Below are 19,067 nucleotides of genomic sequence, written 5' to 3' on the forward strand. Positions count from 1 at the left end.
AGTACCAGCGGATGAACCTGCAGATTCCTTGAAATCTACGGTCCCATGCCCTGGGCGGTTCCACAGATTTCAAAGAATTCAGACCGATCGTTCCACGCTGTCCACAGCTGCCCTGTATGACTTATACACAAGGTATGGGCAATCTGTGGATAAAAAAGCCCTTTTGCCATGCCTTCGAAACTATCCACAGGTTCCCCCCCAGGCTGGGAGGCCGATATACAGGGGGTTTCAGGTGCATAAATTTCTTTTAAATCAGTCAGATAAGGTGTTTTTCCACGAGATCTGGCTCTACCATCACCACCATGCTTTAGATTTATACCCAGATTTAGAAGCTAGGCTTGCCCCAATCTGCATCGAATCTTCCCTGTGGACAGCGGCGTTTGCAGAGGGAAGTCCATCGCGGCGCGATGCAGGATCATCGGTCCCTGTCTGGCCAGATCTGGGGACAGGCGACGAGTATCGGATCCTGCACCTGGACTTTCGATCAATCGCGACTCGTCATTGCTACGATCCAGCGATCCTGTTTTCAACGATCGAGACGAACATCCCGGAAAGGCAACGGATTTCAACCGAGCCCAGCGACGGAAGTGACGTCGTCCGGAGAACCGCGTCTTCTCGATGCTCCACGTGGAACCTGCAAAAAAAACGCCCGGGAAGATCCCGGGCGTCGTTCGGTTCCACGTGGAACAGCAGCTGTCAGAGACGCAGCGGCATCACCACGTGGCGCGACTTCTCGCTGCTGGACTCACGTACAAGCGCCGAGGAATTGGAATCGCGCAGCTGGATGATGACTTCCTCATCGCGCAATGCGGAGAGAGCGTCCAGCAGGTAGTTCACGTTGAAGCCGATGGCCAGATCGCTGACCGTGGTGTCGGCTTCGATCTCTTCCTGGGCTTCTTCCTGTTCCGGGTTGTGCGCGCTGATCTTCAGGTTGCCCGGCGAGACTTCCACGCGGATGCCGCGGTACTTCTCGTTGGACAGGATCGCGGCGCGCTGAAGCGAGGCGCGCAGCGCTTCGCGATCAACCTTCACTTCACGGTCGGCGCCGATCGGAATCACCGCTTCGTAGTCCGGGAAGCGGCCGTCGATCAGCTTCGAGGTAAAGGTGACATCGTCGCGCTTGACGCGCACGTGGCTGCGGCCGACTTCCAGCTCGATCTCGCGATCGCCGCTTTCCAGCAGGCGCTGCAGTTCGGTCACACCCTTGCGCGGCACGATGATCTGGCGCTTGGACCCGCTGGGCTTGGCCAGATCGGTTTCACACAGCGCCAGGCGGTGGCCGTCGGTGGCAACGGTACGCAGGGCATCGCCGCGCAGGTCGAACAGCAGGCCGTTGAGGTAGTAGCGCACGTCCTGCTGGGCCATCGCGAACGCGGTGCGCTCGATCAGCTCCTTCAGGGTCGCCTCACCGATGGCCACGCGCTCGGTGGCTTCCACTTCATCCACCGACGGGAAGTCGTTCGAAGGCAGCGTGGCCAGGGTGAAACGGCTGCGACCGGCCTGCACGGTGATCTTGTCTCCGGTCTGCGAGACGGTGATCCGGCTGCCGTCGGGCAGGGCGCGGATGATCTCGAACAGCTTGCGGGCGGGAATGGTGGTTTCGCCGTCCTGGGCATCTTCAACCGCGATCCGCGACACCATCTCCACTTCCAGGTCGGTACCGGTCAGCGACAGCTGGCCGTTCTGCACCTGGACCAGGAAATTGGCCAGAACCGGAAGGGTCTGGCGGCGTTCGACCACGTTGACGACCTGTGCCAACGGCTTGAGAAAGGCTTCGCGCTGCAGTGTGAAACGCATGTGGTTCCGTGCCCCTATGCTTTAAAAAATGTGGAATAAATCAAAAGCTTGGTGGTGCTGGTAGAGACAGAATCGCTGGAAAACAATGCTAAGTCTTTGTAATTAAAGGTATTTCAGACCTCGAAACCCTCTGCATTACCGACCCCCAAGGGGTGGGGAAAGCTGTGGATAAATCTGGCGCGATTTCAAACGGCATTTTTATCCACAACGTGTCCCGCGCTTGCTACCGGATTCTGCACCGTTTTGTGCGATGACGCCTCATCGGCATCCGTGCATCATTCGCTCAGCTTCCGGATCAGCTTGTCCCAGTCCTCGCGGAGCTTGCCGTCGGTCTCCATCAGGGTCCGGATCTGGCGGCAGGCATGCAGCACCGTGGTGTGATCGCGACCGGCAAAGGCGTCGCCGATCTCGGGCAGGCTGTGCTCGGTCAGTTCCTTGGTCAGGGCCATGGCGACCTGGCGGGGACGGGCCAGCGAGCGGGTCCGACGCTTCGACAGCAGATCCTTGATCTGCAGGCCGTAGTAGTCGGCAACGGTTTTCTGGATGTTGGGAATGCTGATCGCCTGCTGCTGGGCGCGCAGCAGGTCACGCAGGGTTTCCTGGGCGAATTCGGTGGTGATCGCGCGGCCGGTGAAGTTGGCGCGGGCGGTCAGGGTATTCAGCGCGCCCTCGAGGTCGCGCACGTTGGAGCGCATCTTCTTGGCGATCAGGAACGCAACATCATCGGGAATCTCGGCACCGCGTTCGCGCGCCTTGGCCAGCACGATCGCGGCGCGGGTCTCGAAGTCCGGCGGTTCGATCGCGACCGACAGGCCCCAGGCAAGCCGCGACTTCAGGCGCGCTTCCAGGCCCTCGACTTCGCGCGGATAGCGGTCGCAGGTCAGGATGATCTGCTGCTTGCCATCGAACAACGCGTTGAAGGTGTGGAAGAACTCTTCCTGGGTGCGGTCCTTGCCGGCAAAGAACTGGATGTCATCGATCAGCAGCGCATCCACCTGCTGGAACTGGCGCTTGAACTGATCCATGGTCTTTTCCTGCAGGGCCCGGATCATCGCGCTGAAGAACTGTTCCGAACGCAGGTACAACACCTTTGCACCTGGATTGGCCTGGCGCATGGCGTTGCCGGCGGCGAACATCAGGTGGGTCTTGCCCAGGCCCGTGCCTCCGTACAGCAGCAGCGGGTTGTGCGCCCGGTCGCCCGGCTTCTGCGCTGCCTGGAAGGCGGCGGCCAGGCCCAGCTGGTTGCTGCGGCCTTCGACGAAGTTGGCGAACGTGTAGTGGCTGTCCAGATTGCCGGCGAAGGGCACCTGCGGTTCGCTGGACACATGCGCCGACGGCGTGGAAACCGGCGCGTTCTGCGCCTCCACAGGGCGCGGGCGCGAGCCGATTTCAAGAAAAACGTCGCTGAAACCGGCGAAATGCGCCAGCAGCTCGCGGATCCGGGCCAGGTACAGCTCGCGGACCTGGTCGACGATGAAGGCATTCGGTGCATACAGCACCAGGCTGTCCACGCGCAGATCGGCCTGCAGCGGCTTCAACCAGGTATGAACGTCTTCCGGCGGGAACTCCGCTTCGAGGCGCTCGAGACTACGGGACCAGGCATCCATCAGCAATAATCGTCCGGTGGCCGGGGCATGGACGCGACAAGGCGCCCAAACACAGGCCGGAAAGGGGGAAATGGATGGCTCAGACTACCACCGAGCGCCCGCCTTCGGAATGCTTGTCCCCTACTTATTCACAAAAACATCCACAGCTATTGCACAGCCCGGTGAATTCGCGTAGCTGCCAGGGGTTGACGCGGGGTAGGGTACCTCTCTAGAATTTCCGGTTCTTTCCGTCCCATTCATACGAGAGGCCCCCAATGGCCACGAAGCGCACCTACCAGCCCAGCAACCTCAAGCGTAAGCGCGACCACGGCTTCCGTGCCCGTATGAAGACCGCTGACGGCCGCAAGATCCTGTCGCGTCGCCGCGCCAAGGGCCGCAAAGTCCTGAGCGCCTGATTGCCATGCCGCACCCCGCGGCAGACGCAATCCCTTCGACAGTGAATACTGCAGACCCGCGCAAGCGATTCCCTCGCTCTGCGCGGGTTCGCACGCGTGCCGAATATTCAACGGTCTTCAACGGCGCCCGCCGTGTGTCCGATCCGCTGATGACCCTGCACTGGCTGCCGGCTGACCGGCCGGCCAGGCTGGGTCTGGCGGTTTCCCGCAAGGTTGATCCGAACGCCGTGGGGCGTAACCGGATCAAGCGCGTCCTGCGCGACATCCTGCGTCAGACACGTACCGAAATCCAGCCAGGCGACTTCGTCGTCGTGGCGCGTAGTGCTGCGCGTTCCGCCAGCAACGACGAGATCCGCCAGGCCTTCCTGCGCCTGCTGCGTCGCCTGCGTGCATTGCCCGCGCCGGGCGTGGACGGCACAATGCCGCCGCCTGATGGCACCGCAACTCCTTCTTTGACCGAGCCGGCATCGCGTCCCGGCCCCGCCGAGCCTGTCCGCTGATGAACCAGACCCGCGTATTCCTCATTTTTGCCTGGCTGATGGTGGCCGTGCTGCTGTGGATGGAGTGGAGCCGTGAAAAGGCTGCTCCGACCCCGGCACCGACGACCACGTCGGCCCCGGCTGCTGCACAGAGTGTTCCGGGCGCGACCCCGGGCAGCATCCCCAGCGCGCAGGTCCCGGGTGCGCCGGGCCAGGCCGCTGTGCAGGCCCAGGCCAGCGCCACCCCGGCCAGCCAGCGCGTGACCGTCACCACCGACGTGCTGCGCCTGGTACTGGACGGCGGCCGTGTGCTGGATGCCGAGCTGCTGCAGTTCCCGCAGACCAAGGACGAAGGCAGCCCGCCGGTTCGCCTGCTGACCGAAGACCCCGCGCATCCGTACAGCGCGATCAGTGGCTGGGCCAGCGAAGACAAGAACACCCCGGTTCCCGGCGCTGACGGCTTCAAGCTGGTCGGTGATACCAAGGACTTCGTGCTGGCCAAGGGCCAGAACGAACTGCAGATCCCGTTCGTGTGGACCGCCGACAACGGCGTGACCATCAAGCGCACCCTGACCGTCTCGCGCAACGAGTACGCCGTGCGCTTCAAGGACGAAGTCAGCAATGCCGGCGCCGCACCGTGGAACGGCTACGTCTACCGCACCCTGGACCGCACCCCGACCATCCTGTCGCGGAGCATGACCAACCCGGATTCGTTCAGCTTCAACGGCGCCACCTGGTACGACAACGACAAGAAGTATCAGCGTCGTGCGTTCAAGGATTACCTGGACGACGGCGCACTGAACCAGAACATCACCGGCGGCTGGCTGGCGATGCTGCAGCATCACTTCTTCACCGCCTGGATCCCGCAGAAGGACCAGACCGCGCACTACGTGCTGTCGCAGGTGGCCGGTCGTGACCTGATTGAAGCGCGTGGCCCGGCCTTCACCGTGGCCCCGGGCCAGTCCACCAGCACCGAGGCCCGCCTGTGGGTCGGCCCGAAGCTGGTCAACCTGATCGCCAAGGAAGACGTGCCGGGCCTGGACCGCGTGGTCGACTACAGCCGCTTCTCGATGATGGCGGTGATCGGCCAGGGCCTGTTCTGGGTGCTGAACCAGGTGCACAAGCTGGTCGGCAACTGGGGCTGGGCGATCGTCGGCCTGGTGGTGCTGCTGAAGCTGGTGCTGTACCCGCTGTCGGCGACCCAGTACAAGAGCGGTGCCAAGATGCGCCGCTTCCAGCCGCGCATCGCGCAGCTGAAGGAACGCTATGGCGATGACCGCCAGAAGTTCCAGACCGCGATGATGGAGCTGTACAAGAAGGAAAAGATCAATCCGATGGGCGGCTGCCTGCCGATCCTCATCCAGATGCCGATCTTCTTCGCCCTGTACTGGGTGCTGGTGGAATCGGTCGAACTGCGCCAGGCGCCCTGGTTCGGCTGGATCCAGGACCTGACCGCACGCGATCCGTACTTCATCCTGCCGGTCATCAACGTGGCAGTGATGTGGTTCACCCAGAAGCTGACCCCGGCACCGGGCATGGACCCGATGCAGCAGAAGATGATGCAGTTCATGCCGCTGGTGTTCGGCGTCATGATGGCCTTCATGCCGTCCGGCCTGGTCCTGTACTGGGTGGTCAACGGTGGCCTGGGCCTGCTGCAGCAGTGGTGGATGACCAAGCGCCATGGCGGCGAGCCGGTTGCGGCCACCACCGCTCCGGCCCCGGTCAAGAAGAAGTAATCGGTAGAGCCGGCCGCTGGCCGGCTGACCCCAGCAAAAGCCCGCCGCAAGGCGGGCTTTTCGCATGCGGCGGTAGAATCGCCGGCACACCGTTCCTCCCACCTTCGAGTCCGCCATGCCGCGTGCGTCGTCGTTCCGCCTGTTCCTGCCCTCGCTGTTGTTGACCCTGGTTGTTGCCGGCTGCGGCGACAAGGACGCGAAGGCGCCGGCGACCACCGTCACCCAGCCAAGCGCGCAGGCCGCGGCCGCCGCCGATCCGGCCGCCGCGCCGTTGCTGGCGGCGCTGCAGAAGCAGCTCGACGGCTACCGCCGGATCATCGTGCTGCTGGCAGACGAGGAACAGCAATCGGCCGCCGACCGCGGCACCTCCACGCGTGTGGGCCAGCAGCTGTTCCACGATGGCCTGGAACAGCGCACGGCGATCGCCGCGCAGTTCGACACCCTGCTGCGCGGCTCCAGCCCGCAGCGCTTCGCCACCCTCGGCACCGTGCTGGACTACATCGAGTCGGCGCCGGAACTGTTCGACGCCGACCGCCTGGCCTTCCGCGAAGTGCTGCGTGATCTGCATGAGCGGGTCGGCACTGATTCGTCGCTGCCGGCGGTCAAGCTGCACCAGCGCATCGGCGAGGACCTGGAGGCACTCGACGAGATCGAGCGAAACTACAACCAGGAACTGACCCGCATCTTCAGCCGCTTCGAGCGCACCCGTGCCATCGAGCTGAAGCGTGAGAAGTGGGACGACTACATCGCCCACCTGCACAAGGACTACAGCCGCGAAGCGATCCTGCGCGACTACGGCGTGATCGAGCCCTACCCGATGTCGATGAAGGACAGCGACCGCGAGATCTTCGGCCGCGACCTGCCGGCCAAGACCGTGGTGCTGACCTTCGACGATGGCCCGCACAAGGCCTATACCGATGAAGTGGTGGCCATCCTCAAGCGCTACGACGTGCCGGGCGTGTTCTTTGAAGTGGGCCGCAACCTTGGCAAGGTCGAGGCCGATGGCAAGGTCAGCCTCGGCCCGATGGCGAAGATCAGCCGCAACCTGATCGAAGAGGGCTATGCGGTCGGCAACCACAGCCTGACCCACGCCCAGCTGTCGCGCACCACCGGTGACGCGCTGCGCCAGCAGGTGCTCGACACCGACACGCTGCTGAAGGATGTCGACAGCAAGCGCGCGCCGCTGTTCCGTTTCCCGTATGGCGCGCGCAATGCCGAAGGCCTGCAGCTGCTCAACGAGGCCGGGCTGAAGTCGATCATGTGGAACATCGACTCGATGGACTGGGCCGACCCGGTACCGGAATCGATCGTGCAGCGCGTGCTAGACCAGGTGAACAAGGAACAGCGCGGCATCATCCTGTTCCACGACATCCACGATCGTGCGGTGAAGGCGCTGCCGCAGATCCTCGACCGGCTGATCGCCGATGGTTACCAGTTCGCCGGCTGGAACGGCCGTGACTTCACTGTCGCCCGTGCGCGCAAGGGTGAAGCCGGTGCCGCCACGGTCACCACCGGCTACGAGAAGTCCTGGGCGATCGTGGTCGGCATCGACAACTATGCCAAGTGGCCGAAGCTGGAGTACGCCAGCCACGACGCGCAGGCGGTGGCCGATACCCTGACCGGGCAGTTCGGCTTCCCGTCCTCGCAGGTGATCGTGCTGAAGAACGAGCAGGCGACCCGCAACAACATCCTCGCGGCCTTCCACGATCGCCTGGCAGATGACCGCACCGGCAAGAACGACCGCGTGTTCGTGTTCTTCGCCGGCCATGGCGCGACCCGCCAGCTCGCTTCCGGGCGCGACCTGGGCTACATCATTCCGGTCGATTCGGACCCGAAGGAATTCGCCACCGACGCCATCGCGATGACCGACATCCAGAACATTGCCGAGAGCATGCAGGCCAAGCATGTGATGTTCGTGATGGATGCCTGCTACAGCGGCCTGGGCCTGACCCGCGGTGGCCCGTCGTCGTCGTCGTTCCTGCGCGAGAACGCGCGTCGCAGCGCGCGGCAGATGCTGACCGCCGGTGGTGCCGACCAGCAGGTGGCCGATGCTGGCCCCAACGGCCATTCGGTGTTCACCTGGGTGCTGTTGCAGGCGCTGGCCGGCAAGGGCGACCTCAACGGCGACGGCCTGATCACCGGTACCGAGCTGGCCGCCTACGTGGCGCCGGCCGTATCGGCGGTCTCGCACCAGACCCCGGCCTTCGGCAGCCTGCCCGGTTCGCAGGGCGGCGAGTTCGTGTTCCAGGTGCCGGACAGCCAGGAATTCCTCAACGCCGATACGCGCCAGCTGACCGCCGATGCGATCGCGCTGAACAACAAGGTGGATGCGGCCAGCGAGGCCAAGGGCAGCCAGGCGCCGGTGACGGTGGCCGACCTGCAGGGTGGCAAGGCCAAGCTGGTGGTGCCCACCGCTGGCCCGGCGTCAGACCGCCAGCGCGCGCAGCAGGCCAACGACCGCGGCCTGCAGCTGTACCGCGAGAAGCAGTACGACGAGGCAGCCGCGCAGTTTGCCGAAGCGCTGAAGCTGCGTCCTGATTTCGCCCAGGCCGCCAACAACCTCGGCTTCGTCTACTACCGCCAGCAGCGCTATGAAGAAGCCGCGCGCTGGCTGGAGAACACGCTGAAGATCGACCCGTCGCGCGCGGTGGCCCATCTGAACCTGGGCGATGCCTACTTCAACGCCGGCGACAAGGCCAAGGCGAAGCAGGCCTACACCACCTACCTGGCGCTGCAGCCGCAGGGCAGCGGCGCGGCCCAGGCGCGCGCGCAGCTGGAGAAGCTCTGAGCCATGAACGACGCGATCCGCACCGACACCATCGTGGCCATCGCCAGCGCCCCCGGCGCCGGCGGTGTCGGCCTGTTGCGCCTGTCCGGTCCGCGCGCTGCGGCGATTGCCAATGCACTGGGGGCGCCTGCACTGCGCCCGCGCCACGCGCACTACGCGCGCCTGCGTGATGCCGACGGCGAGGTCATCGACGATGGCATCGTGCTGTGGTTCCCGGCACCGAACAGTTTCACCGGCGAAGAGGTGGTGGAACTGCAGGGCCATGGCAGCCCGGTGCTGCTGCAGCAGCTGGTCGCGCGCTGCATCGCGCTCGGTGCGCGCCAGGCGCGGCCGGGTGAGTTCAGCGAACGGGCGTTCCTCAACGGCAAGCTGGACCTGGCCCAGGCCGAGGCCATCGCCGACCTGATCGCCGCGGGCGACAACCGTGCCGCACGCGCGGCGCGTCGTTCACTGGATGGCGTGTTCTCGCGCCGCATCGATGCGGTGGTCGAGCAGCTGGTGATGCTGCGCATCCACGTGGAAGCGGCCATCGACTTCGCCGACGAACCGCTGGATACCCTCGGCGGCGCGCAGGTGCGGCGTGGGCTGGAACAGGCGCGCAGCGATCTGGCCATTCTGCGCCGCGATGCCGAACGCGGCCGTCGCCTGCGCGATGGCCTGCACGCGGTGCTGATCGGTCCGCCGAATGCGGGCAAGAGTTCACTGCTCAACGCGCTGGCCGGCAGCGAACGCGCCATCGTCACCGACATCGCCGGCACCACCCGCGACACCCTGCGCGAAACCATCCGCCTGGATGGCCTGGAGCTGACCCTGGTCGACACCGCCGGCCTGCGCGACGGCGGCGACGCCATCGAACGCGAAGGCATGCGCCGCGCCCACGTGGAAATCGAGCGCACCGACCTGGCGCTGATCGTGCTGGATGCGCGCGATCCGGCGGCCGGTGAAGCGGCGCTGGGCGAGGCCGTGGCGGCGGTACCGCACAAGGTCTATATCCACAACAAGTCGGATCTGCTGGCGGCGTTGCCGTCGCTGGCTGATCCGGATCGGGTGTTCGTTTCGGCCGCCACCGGCGCCGGGCTCGACGATCTGCATGCGCGCCTGCGTTCGATTGCTTCGGCCGGTGCCGGTGAGCAGGTGGACGGCGAGTTCTCCGCGCGCACGCGCCACGTGGATGCGATTGAACGCGCGCAGGAACATGCGCAGCGCGCCGATGGCGAGCTGGCGCACGAGCACCTGGAGCTGGCCGCCGAGGAACTGCGGCTGGCCCACGATGCGCTGGGTGAGATCACCGGGCAGATGAGTGCCGATGATCTGCTGGGGAGGATCTTCTCCAGTTTCTGCATCGGGAAGTGACACGGGGTCAGATCCCCAAAGGGGCTCTGACCCTGCACGGTTCCGCCACGGGGTCGGAGCCCCTGCGGGGATCCGACCCCAGGTCCCCCACCTGTCACATTGCCGCCGCATACTGACGCCCATCACATACCGCTTGGGGAAGTCGCAGTGAAGTCGTGGGGTTGTGCGTTGCTGTTGTCGCTGGCCGTGGCACCATCGGTGGCCATGAGTGCTGAATCCTCCACCCCGGCCGTGCCCAAGGTGTCGGTCTACGGCCATCGCGGGGCAAGCGCACTGCTGCCCGAGCACACCCTGGCCTCGTATGCGCAGGCCATCGCCGATGGCGCCGACTACATCGAACCGGACCTGGTGATGACCCGGGACGGGGTGATGGTGGCCCGCCACGAGAACGAGATCGGCGGCACCACCGACGTCGCCTCGCATCCGGAGTTCGCCAACCGCCGTACCCGCAAGGTGATCGATGGGCAGCAGGTCGAGGGCTGGTTCACCGAGGACTTCACCCTGGCCGAGCTGAAGACCCTGTACGCCCGTGAGCGCCTGCCGGAGCTGCGCAGCACCGCCTACGACGGCCAGTTCCGCATCGCCAGCCTGGACGAGATCCTGGCCTTCCTGGTGCAGCAGGCCGGGCGCGCCAACCGTGGCATCGGCCTCGTGCCGGAGATCAAGCACCCGACCTATTTCCAGTCCATCGGCCTGCCGATGGAAGACAAGCTGCTGGCCGCGCTGCGTGGCAACGCGTACACCAATGTCGGCCCGGTCACGATCCAGTCGTTCGAGACCGCCAACCTGCGCTACCTGCATGGCAAGATCGGCCGGGGCAGCAACATCCGCCTGCTGCAGCTGCTGTGGAAGGGCGATACCCAGCCGGCCGACATCGCCAAGGCCGGCGGCACGCTGACCTACGCACAGATGATGACCCCGGCCGGGCTGAAGGACATCGCCGCCTACGCCGATGGCATCGGCCCCGAGCTGCGCTCGATCATTCCGCTGGATGCCAAGGGCGCGCTGGGCACGCCGACCGCGCTGGTACGTGATGCGCATGCGGCCGGCCTGATGGTGATTCCGTACACCTTCCGCCCGGAGAACCATTTCCAGCCCAGCAACCTGCGCAAGGGCGCCGACAACGCGCGCAACGTCGAAGGCTCGATCGCCGAGATGCGCGCCTACCTGGCGACCGGCATCGATGCCTTCTTCACCGATGATCCGGCGCTGGGCCGGCAGGCGGTGGATGGGATGGGTACAGCGGGGAACTGAGCGATCAACGCGCCGGGCATGGCCCGGCGCTACCCGGGGGCCGGTGTGCTCTGGTAGGTGCCAACCTTGGTTGGCACGCAACAACCGCGCCGACCAAGGTCGGCCACTACCGGTTCATGAGGTTGCCGGCCAGTGGCCGGCACGACCGTCACCTCAACCGCGCGGCTCGTCCGGGCGGCGGAACGGGATCACCACGTAGTCCTGGCCCTCGCGCGGCTGCCACAACACCGGCACGCGCTGCGGAGACGGCGGCTCCAGCTCGTCGTCGGCCAGCGGCTCGGCCTCGTCTTCTTCGTCTTCCCAGCTGTAGCGCTGGCGCGGCGGCAGCGGATCGGCGTTGCGGAACAGCAGCGCGGCGATGATGCCGGCGAAGGCGCCGCCCATGTGCGACTGCCAGGACACGCCATCGGCATGCGGCAGGATGGTCATCAGCATGCCGCCATAGAACAGCATGCCGATCAGGCCGGTGGCGATTGCCGCACGGTCGCGGCGCAGCAGGCCGAGGCTGGCCAGCAGGAACATCAGGCCATGGGTCACGCCACTGGCACCCAGGTGCACGCTGCCCGGATTGCCCAGCATCCACGCGCCGAGGCCCGAACCCAGCCACAGCAGGGGCAGGGCGCGCACGGTGGCTTTGGGATACACACTGCCGGCCAGGGTGCCGAGGATCAGGATGGCGATGCTGTTGGCGGCGATGTGCTCGACCGAGGCATGCAGCATCGGGCCGCCGATCAGGCCGAGCAGGCCCTTGGCTTCCAGTGGCGCAACCGCCCACGGTCGCCAGTCGAACGTGCCCTGCAGGGCGAACACGGCCACCAGCACCAGCACGGCCGCCAGGCTGACATTGAACGCCCGCAGGATGCGCGAGCGGTCATTGCGGGGGGCCGGCACGTCGCCGGCGGGCAGGGGCGTGTTGTTGTCCATACCTCAGCAATGGCGGTGGCTGGCGCGAAACCAAGGCCACTGTTGCGGGAGAGTGGGTGCGGCCGGCGGGACAATCCCGCCGGCCGCGCCTTCCCACCGCTCAGGCTCAGGCGTGGCCCGAGCCTTCCTTCGGCGGGTACTTCAGGCTCAGCACCACGGTGGCGGCGATGATCACCGCGACCACGCCCAGCGACACCGGGGTCGGGATCTTGAACAGGTCGATGATCATCATCTTGATGCCGATGAAGGCCAACACCAGCGCCAGGCCGTACGGCAGCAGGTGGAAGCGGTCGGCCATGCCGGCCAGCAGGAAGAACATCGCACGCAGGCCCAGCACCGCGAACACGTTGGAGGTGAGCACGATGAACGGGTCGGTGGTGATCGCGAAGATCGCCGGGATGCTGTCCACGGCGAAGATCACGTCGGTGACCGCGATCAGGATCAGCACCGCGAACAGCGGGGTGAACCAGCGCACGCCATCGCGCTTCACGCTCAGCGCATTGCCGGCGTAGTCCGGCAGCAGGCGCAGGTGCTTGCGCATCCAGCGCAGGGCGGGGTTGGTTTCCAGATCCGGTTCCTGGCCGGCGGCGAACCACATCTTCCAGCCGGTGAACAGCAGGAAGGCACCGAACACGTAGAGCAGCCAATGGAACTGGCTGATCAGCACGCTGCCGGCGAAGATCATGATCGTACGCAGCACGATCGCACCCAGGATGCCGATGATCAGCACCTTCTGGCGCTGCTCCTCCGGTACTGCGAAGTAGCTCATGATCATCAGGAACACAAAGATGTTGTCGACCGCCAGCGCCTTCTCGACCAGGTAGCCGGTCAGGAATTCGAGGCCGACCTTGTTGGCCACCACCTGGCCGGCGGTCTCATTCAGGTAGTACCAGAGGCCGGCGTTGAACAGCAGGGCCAGCGCGACCCAGCCGATCGACCACCACAGGGCTTCCTTGAAGGTGACCTTGTGCGGTCCACCATGGCGCATCAACACGAGGTCGACCAGCAGGGCGATGACCACCACCGCTGCGAAGCCGCCCCACAACCACACGTTACCGATCGTCTGCATTGGGAATGTCCGTTGGAAAGATGAATGCCAGGCCGGACGGCGAGGATCTGCAACGGAGGATCGGGAGGGGGATCCAGGGACAGAGCTTCGCCAGTACGGCGAAGGTCTCGCTCGCAGTTCCAGTCGGCTGGAACTGCCGTTGCACCGGAGCCTGCGGGCTCGAAATGACGGCGACAACGTCTGGGAGCTACTCCCCTTCTGGCGCCGATTCTGCCGTCTGGCTGGGCCGACGTCAAATGGGGGACGAGGGGTCGGATCCCCGTAGGGGCTCTGACCCAATTCCCGAGCCCGTTCCGGCCTGGTGGGTGCCAACCTTGGTTGGCACGCCGGCGGGGGTCAGAGCCCCTTCGGGGATCTGACCCCGGCGCCCGGTTTACAATGGGTGGATGAATACCCCCCTTCCGATTGTCCGCCTCAAGAATGCGTGGCGCTCCAGCCACCCGTGGATCTTCCAGAAACTGGTCGAGAAGCCGACCGTCCGGCCCAAGCCCGGTTCCATCGTCGACGTGGTCGGCATTGATGGCGAGTTCGTTGGCCGCGGGTTCTACAACGGGCATTCGCGCATTGCCGTGCGCATCCTTGAGACCGACCAGAACGTGCCGGTGGATGCCGGCTGGTTCTCGCGCAAGATTGCCCAGGCGGTGTCGCTGCGCCGTGAGGTGCTCAAGCTCGACGCGGTCTCCGACGCCTGGCGCGTGGTGCACAGCGAAGGCGACGGCCTGTCCGGCCTGGTGGTGGATCGCTACGGCGACCTGGTGGTGGTCGAATTCTTCGCCGCCGGCATGTTCCGCCACCGCGAGTGGATCTACGACGCCCTGCGCGAGCAGTTCCCGGGTTGCCGCTTCCACAGCTTCGCCGATGAGCACGTGCAGAAACAGGAAAGCTTCGATTTCCACGGCAATACCACCACCGAAGCGTCGGTGATCACCGAGTACGGCATCAAGTTCCGCGCCGACCCGGCCGGTGCGCACAAGACCGGCTTCTTCGCCGACCAGCGCGAGAACCGCGAGTGGCTGAGCCAGCAGGTGGAAGGCAAGCGCGTGCTGGACCTGTGCTGCAACACCGGCGGTTTTGCGGTGTACGCGGCGGCGCGAGGCGCCTCGGAAGTGGTCGGCATCGACATCGATGAAGACGTCATCCAGATCGCCAAGGGCAATTCGCGCCTGAACAACGTGCGCCCGAAGTTCGTCCAGTCCGACATCTTCCCGTGGCTGCGTGATGCGGCCAATCGTGGTGAGCAGTACGACGTGGTGATCCTGGACCCGGCGAAGATGACCCGCGACCGCGACCAGGTCATCACTGCGCTGAAGAAGTACCTGGACATGAACAAGCTGGCGCTGGGCGTGGTCAAGCCGGGCGGCCTGTTCGCCACGTTCTCCTGCACCGGCCTGGTGGCCGAGGACCAGTTCCTCGACATGCTGCGCCGCGCGGCGTATTTCTCCGGCCGCACGATCCAGATCCTGAAGGTGGCCGGCGCCGGTCCGGACCACCCGTTCATGGCCCACGTGCAGGAATCGCGTTACCTGAAGGCCGTGTTCTGCCGCGTGGTGGACTGACCGCGTCACTGCCGATCTCTGTAGAGCCGAGCCCACGCTCGGCTGATCTGTCTGGCAGCCGAGCATGGGCTCGGCTCTACAAAAAGGCCGGGTGCAGCGCTATGGTCGGGCTCTTCCCAATGCCGGTGAGAGCCCATGCCTTCGTTGCGCCACCTGTCCGTCGTGCTCGCCGTGGCGCTGTGCGCGCCGCTTTCGGCTCACGCCATCGAGTTCAGCGCCGAGGAACTGGCCCGTGCCAAGGCGCTGCAGCAGCGCCTGGTCACGCTCGACAGCCATCTGGATACGCCGGCAAATTTCGGCCGGACCGGCTTCGACATCGAGCAGCGCCACGACCGCAACGCGCTTTCGCAGGTGGACTACCCGCGCATGGTCGAAGGTGCGCTCGATGGTGGTTTCTGGGCGATCTACACCGACCAGGGCGATCGCAGCGCAGCGGCCCACCTGGTCGAGCGTGACCACGGCCTGCAGCGACTGCTGGAAATCCGCGAGATGCTGGCGGCCAATCCCGCGCGCTTCGCGCTGGCACTGACCGCCGATGATGCTGCGCGGATCAAGGCCGCCGGCAAGCGCGTGGTCTACATCAGCATGGAAAACGCCAGCCCGCTGGTGGAAGACCCGAGCCTGCTCTCGTTCTACCATCGCGCCGGCCTGCGGCTGCTCAGCACCGTGCACTTCGCCAACAACGAGTTCGCCGATTCGGCCACCGACCCCAAGGGCGCGGAGTGGAAGGGCCTGAGCCCGGCCGGCAAGGAGCTGGTGCGGCAGGCAGTGAAGCTGGGCATCGTGATCGACCAGTCGCATGCCTCGGACGCGGTGTTCGACGACCTGCTGGCGATGATGCCGGTGCCCTTCGTGCTGTCGCACAGCTCGGCCAAGGCGGTGTACGACCACCCGCGCAATCTTGATGACGCGCGGCTGCGCAAGCTGGCCAAGGCCGGCGGCGTGATCCAGGTGAACGCCTATGGCGGCTACCTGATCGACACGGCGAAGACACCCGAGCGCACGCAGGCCGAAGAAGCGCTGAGCAGGCAGCTGGGCGGCTGGGAAGGGATGGGCATCGAGCAGGGCGTGGCCCTGCTGAAAGCCGAACAGGCACTGGACCATGAACACCCCGTGCGGCATGCCAGCCTGGACGACTTCTTCGCCCACTTCGAGCACATCCTCAAGGTGGTCGGCCCCGAGCACGTGGGTATCGGCCTGGACTGGGATGGCGGCGGCGGCCTGAGTGACCTGCCCGATGTCAGCCAGCTGCCGAAGATCACCGCCTGGCTGCTGCGCAAGGGCTATACCGAGCAGCAGATTGCCGGCATCTGGGGCGGCAACCTGCTGCGGGTGATGCGCCAGGCGCAGGATTACGCCGCAAAGCAGGGCGGTTGACCGCCCTGCGGTGGTGCCGGCCAGCGGCCGGCATTGCCCCTATCAACAGGATTCGGGTTGCCGGCCAGCGGCCGGCACTACCGGTGATCGGTCTATTTCGCGATCAGCGCATGGCGTCGGCTGTACAGCAGGTACAGCACCAGGCCGGCCACGTTCCACAACAGGAAGTACAGCTGGGTGGTGTGCGGCAGGCTGATGAACAGGTAGATGCAACCCAGCGCGGCCAGCGGGCCAACCACGAAGGCCAGCGGCGTGCGGAACGTGCGCGCGCGGTCCGGCTCGCGCAGGCGCAGCACCACCAGGCAGACGCCCACTGCAGTGAACGCGGCCAGGGTACCGGCATTGGCCAGCGCGGCGATCTCGTCCAGGCGGGCCACGCCGGCCAGCGCCGACACCACCACCGCAGTGAACAGTGTGGTCGCCACCGGCGTGCCGGTACGCGCGTTGACCTTGGACAGGCCACGCGGCAGCAGGCCGTCGCGGCTCATCACGAAGAAGATGCGGCTCTGGCCGTACAGGAAGGCCAGCAGCACGGTCGGCAGCGCGATGATCGCAATCACGCCGATCACCATCGCCGCTGTCGGATGGCCCAGCTGGCGCATGATCAGCGCCAGCGGCTCGGCGCTGTGCCCGAACACGGCGTAGCTCATCGCACCCACTGCGGCCAGCGCCACCAGCACGTAGACAATGGTGCAGCCGATCATCGAACCGATGATGCCGATCGACAGGTCACGGCCCGGGTTCTTGGTCTCCTCCGCAGCAGTGGAGATCGCATCGAAGCCGTAGAAGGCGAAGAAGATGATCGCCGCTGCCGCCATCACGCCGTGCTCGACGCCATCGGGGCCCATCGACTTGGCAAAGCCATACGGCATGAACGGCTGCAGGTTGGCGCTGTCGAACGCAGGCAGGGCCACGGCCACGAAGATCGCCAGCGCGATCAGCTTGAACACCACCAGGATGGCATTGAGCGTGGCGCTTTCCTTGGTCCCGGCCATCAGCATGCCGGCCACCAGCCAGGTGATGATGATCGCCGGCAGGTTGATCATGCCGCCTTCCACGTGCGGGCCGGCTGCCAGCCAGGCCGGCAGGTGCACGTTCCAGCCGAACTGGGTGTGGACCCATTCGAGGAAGCCGACGAAGTAGCCGGACCAGCCCACCGCCACCGTACTCACCACCAGCGAGTACTCCAGGATCAGGCTCCAGCCCACCACCCAGGCGAACACCTCGCCCAGCGCACTGTAGCTGTAGGTGTAGGCGCTGCCGGCGGCCGGCATCATCGTCGACAGCTCGGCATAGGACAGCGCCGCACAGGCGCAGACCGCACCGGCGATGGCGAAGGAGATCAGCACGGCCGGGCCGGCCAGATTGGCACCGACGCCGATCAGCGTGTAGATGCCGGTGCCGACGATGGCACCGATGCCCAGTGCGATCAGGTGCGGCCAGCTGAGCGTCGGGATCAGGCGCCTGCCGGCTTCGTGGACGGTGACGGAATCTAGGGACTTGCGCCGGAACAGGGACATGCAGGCCTCGGAAGGGGTGACTAAGAACGACAAGTTCCCGAGTGTGACCGAACGCAGCGCAGCATTACCACTGACGGGGGTCATGCATGGCGGGGCACGCGCTGCGCCCCGGCCAGGCTGCCGGAATCGGCATAATCCGGCGGCAGCCACCGGTGTACGTTCGTCCCGGCCCCCGCTAGGACTCGATGTTGGCCATGCCGCTGACCGAATAGCGTTCGCCGGCCGCGGCATGCAGCGGGAAGGCCGCATCCAATGCGTCCAGCGTGGCCGCATCCAGTTCCACCTGCAGTGCAGCGAGGTTCTCGTCCAGCCGTGCCCGCCGCGTCGTGCCCGGGATCGGCACGATGTGCCCGCCGCGCGACAGCACCCAGGCCAGCGCCAGCTGTGAGGCAGCGATGCCGCGCTCGGCGGCCAGCGCCTGCACGGTGTCCACCAATGCCAGGTTGCGCTGGAAGTTTTCGCCTTCGAAGCGGGGCGAGGTGCGCCGGTAATCGTCGGCGTCGAAGTCGTCCGGGCTGCGGATGGCGCCGGTCAGGAAGCCACGACCCAGCGGCGAATACGGCACGAAGCCGATGCCCAGCTCCGCCGTGGTGGCCAGCACTCCGTTCTGCTCCGGCTCGCGCGACCACAGCGAGTACTCGCTCTGCACCGCCGTGATCGGGTGCACCGCATGGGCGCGGCGGAGGGTGGCCGCCGAGGCCTCGGACAGGCCCAGCCAGCGCACCTTGCCCTGTTCCACCAGGCGTGCCATGGCACCCACGGTGTCCTCGATCGGCACGGTCGGGTCGACGCGGTGCTGGTAGTACAGGTCGATGTGGTCCACGCCCAGGCGACGCAGGCTGGCCTCGCAGGCGGCCTGCACATAGTCCGGGTGGCCGTTGATCTGCCGCGCCTTCGGGTCAGCCGGGTCCAGGCCGATGCCGAACTTGCTGGCCAGGAACACCTGGTTGCGGCGGCCGGCAATCGCGCGACCGACCAGCACCTCGTTGGTGTGCGGGCCATACACATCGGCGGTGTCGAGCAGGGTCACGCCACGGTCCAGCGCGTGCCGGATGACGGCAATGCCGTCATCGTCACTGCCGCGGCCGCCGTAATACGCGCTCATGCCCATGCACCCCAGGCCGAGGGCGGTCACGGTGGGGCCGGCGGGGCCGAGAGTACGGGTCTTCATGTGGATCTCCTTGGGGAAGGCGCCACGTCTGGATGGGCAGT

General features: G+C 65.9%; 14 protein-coding genes. 8 read left to right on the plus strand and 6 right to left on the minus strand.

The window, feature by feature from the left end; translation table 11 throughout:
• Positions 1-696: 696 nt before the first annotated feature.
• Positions 697-1,797 carry a DNA polymerase III subunit beta gene (gene dnaN, locus J3A72_RS01755; RefSeq protein WP_005411731.1) on the minus strand — a complete coding sequence of 367 codons (1,101 nt, stop codon included), beginning with the start codon at positions 1,795-1,797 and terminating at the stop codon, positions 697-699.
• A gap of 275 nt (positions 1,798-2,072) precedes the next feature.
• The gene (gene dnaA, locus J3A72_RS01760; protein ID WP_014645405.1) at positions 2,073-3,404 is read right to left on the minus strand and encodes a chromosomal replication initiator protein DnaA; all 1,332 of its coding nucleotides are present in this window, start codon (positions 3,402-3,404) and stop codon (positions 2,073-2,075) included.
• A 254-nt stretch (positions 3,405-3,658) separates the two neighbouring features.
• Between dnaA and rpmH the strand changes: the two genes are divergently transcribed.
• The 6 genes from rpmH (at position 3,659) to J3A72_RS01790 (ending at position 11,409) form a co-directional block, all read left to right on the plus strand.
• Positions 3,659-3,799, plus strand: coding sequence for a 50S ribosomal protein L34 (gene rpmH / locus J3A72_RS01765; RefSeq protein ID WP_005411729.1), 141 nt, complete (start codon positions 3,659-3,661; stop codon positions 3,797-3,799).
• Between the two features lie 5 nt (positions 3,800-3,804).
• Complete coding sequence (gene rnpA / locus J3A72_RS01770) at positions 3,805-4,299, plus strand: ribonuclease P protein component (protein WP_075075948.1); 495 nt, start codon at positions 3,805-3,807, stop codon at positions 4,297-4,299.
• The gene (gene yidC, locus J3A72_RS01775) at positions 4,299-6,014 is read left to right on the plus strand and encodes a membrane protein insertase YidC (protein WP_014648955.1); all 1,716 of its coding nucleotides are present in this window, start codon (positions 4,299-4,301) and stop codon (positions 6,012-6,014) included. Before rnpA ends, yidC begins: the two co-directional genes overlap by 1 nt.
• Before the next feature lie 115 nt (positions 6,015-6,129).
• The gene (locus J3A72_RS01780) at positions 6,130-8,802 is read left to right on the plus strand and encodes a polysaccharide deacetylase family protein (RefSeq protein WP_075075949.1); all 2,673 of its coding nucleotides are present in this window, start codon (positions 6,130-6,132) and stop codon (positions 8,800-8,802) included.
• 3 nt (positions 8,803-8,805) lie between these two features.
• The gene (gene mnmE, locus J3A72_RS01785) at positions 8,806-10,155 is read left to right on the plus strand and encodes a tRNA uridine-5-carboxymethylaminomethyl(34) synthesis GTPase MnmE (protein WP_049442538.1); all 1,350 of its coding nucleotides are present in this window, start codon (positions 8,806-8,808) and stop codon (positions 10,153-10,155) included.
• Positions 10,156-10,302: 147 nt separating this feature from the next.
• A complete protein-coding gene (locus J3A72_RS01790) occupies positions 10,303-11,409 on the plus strand; it encodes a glycerophosphodiester phosphodiesterase (protein ID WP_049442539.1) in 1,107 nt (368 codons plus the stop codon).
• 153 nt (positions 11,410-11,562) lie between these two features.
• On the opposite strand, the gene J3A72_RS01795 is transcribed toward J3A72_RS01790, so the two are convergent.
• Both J3A72_RS01795 and J3A72_RS01800 read right to left on the minus strand, forming a co-directional pair.
• Complete coding sequence (locus J3A72_RS01795; RefSeq protein WP_032958447.1) at positions 11,563-12,333, minus strand: rhomboid family intramembrane serine protease; 771 nt, start codon at positions 12,331-12,333, stop codon at positions 11,563-11,565.
• A 106-nt stretch (positions 12,334-12,439) separates the two neighbouring features.
• On the minus strand, positions 12,440-13,402 hold the full coding sequence (locus J3A72_RS01800) for a TerC family protein (protein ID WP_014648950.1): 963 nt from the start codon (positions 13,400-13,402) through the stop codon (positions 12,440-12,442).
• 386 nt (positions 13,403-13,788) lie between these two features.
• Here J3A72_RS01800 and J3A72_RS01805 point away from each other — a divergent pair, with 386 nt between their 5' ends.
• Together J3A72_RS01805 and J3A72_RS01810 are read left to right on the plus strand one after the other, a co-directional pair.
• Positions 13,789-14,958 (plus strand): class I SAM-dependent rRNA methyltransferase, encoded by a 1,170-nt coding sequence (locus J3A72_RS01805; protein WP_014648949.1) that lies wholly within the window; start codon positions 13,789-13,791, stop codon positions 14,956-14,958.
• A 135-nt stretch (positions 14,959-15,093) separates the two neighbouring features.
• Positions 15,094-16,335, plus strand: a complete 1,242-nt coding sequence (locus J3A72_RS01810; RefSeq protein ID WP_075075950.1) for a dipeptidase — start codon at positions 15,094-15,096, stop codon at positions 16,333-16,335.
• A gap of 92 nt (positions 16,336-16,427) precedes the next feature.
• On the opposite strand, the gene J3A72_RS01815 is transcribed toward J3A72_RS01810, so the two are convergent.
• Both J3A72_RS01815 and J3A72_RS01820 read right to left on the minus strand, forming a co-directional pair.
• The gene (locus J3A72_RS01815) at positions 16,428-17,855 is read right to left on the minus strand and encodes an amino acid permease (RefSeq protein ID WP_046433392.1); all 1,428 of its coding nucleotides are present in this window, start codon (positions 17,853-17,855) and stop codon (positions 16,428-16,430) included.
• A gap of 175 nt (positions 17,856-18,030) precedes the next feature.
• A complete protein-coding gene (locus J3A72_RS01820; protein WP_075075951.1) occupies positions 18,031-19,026 on the minus strand; it encodes an aldo/keto reductase in 996 nt (331 codons plus the stop codon).
• Positions 19,027-19,067: the final 41 nt, after the last annotated feature.

It is taken from the genome of Stenotrophomonas sp. PvP093, from assembly GCF_017876915.1.
Taxonomy (GTDB): domain Bacteria; phylum Pseudomonadota; class Gammaproteobacteria; order Xanthomonadales; family Xanthomonadaceae; genus Stenotrophomonas; species Stenotrophomonas muris.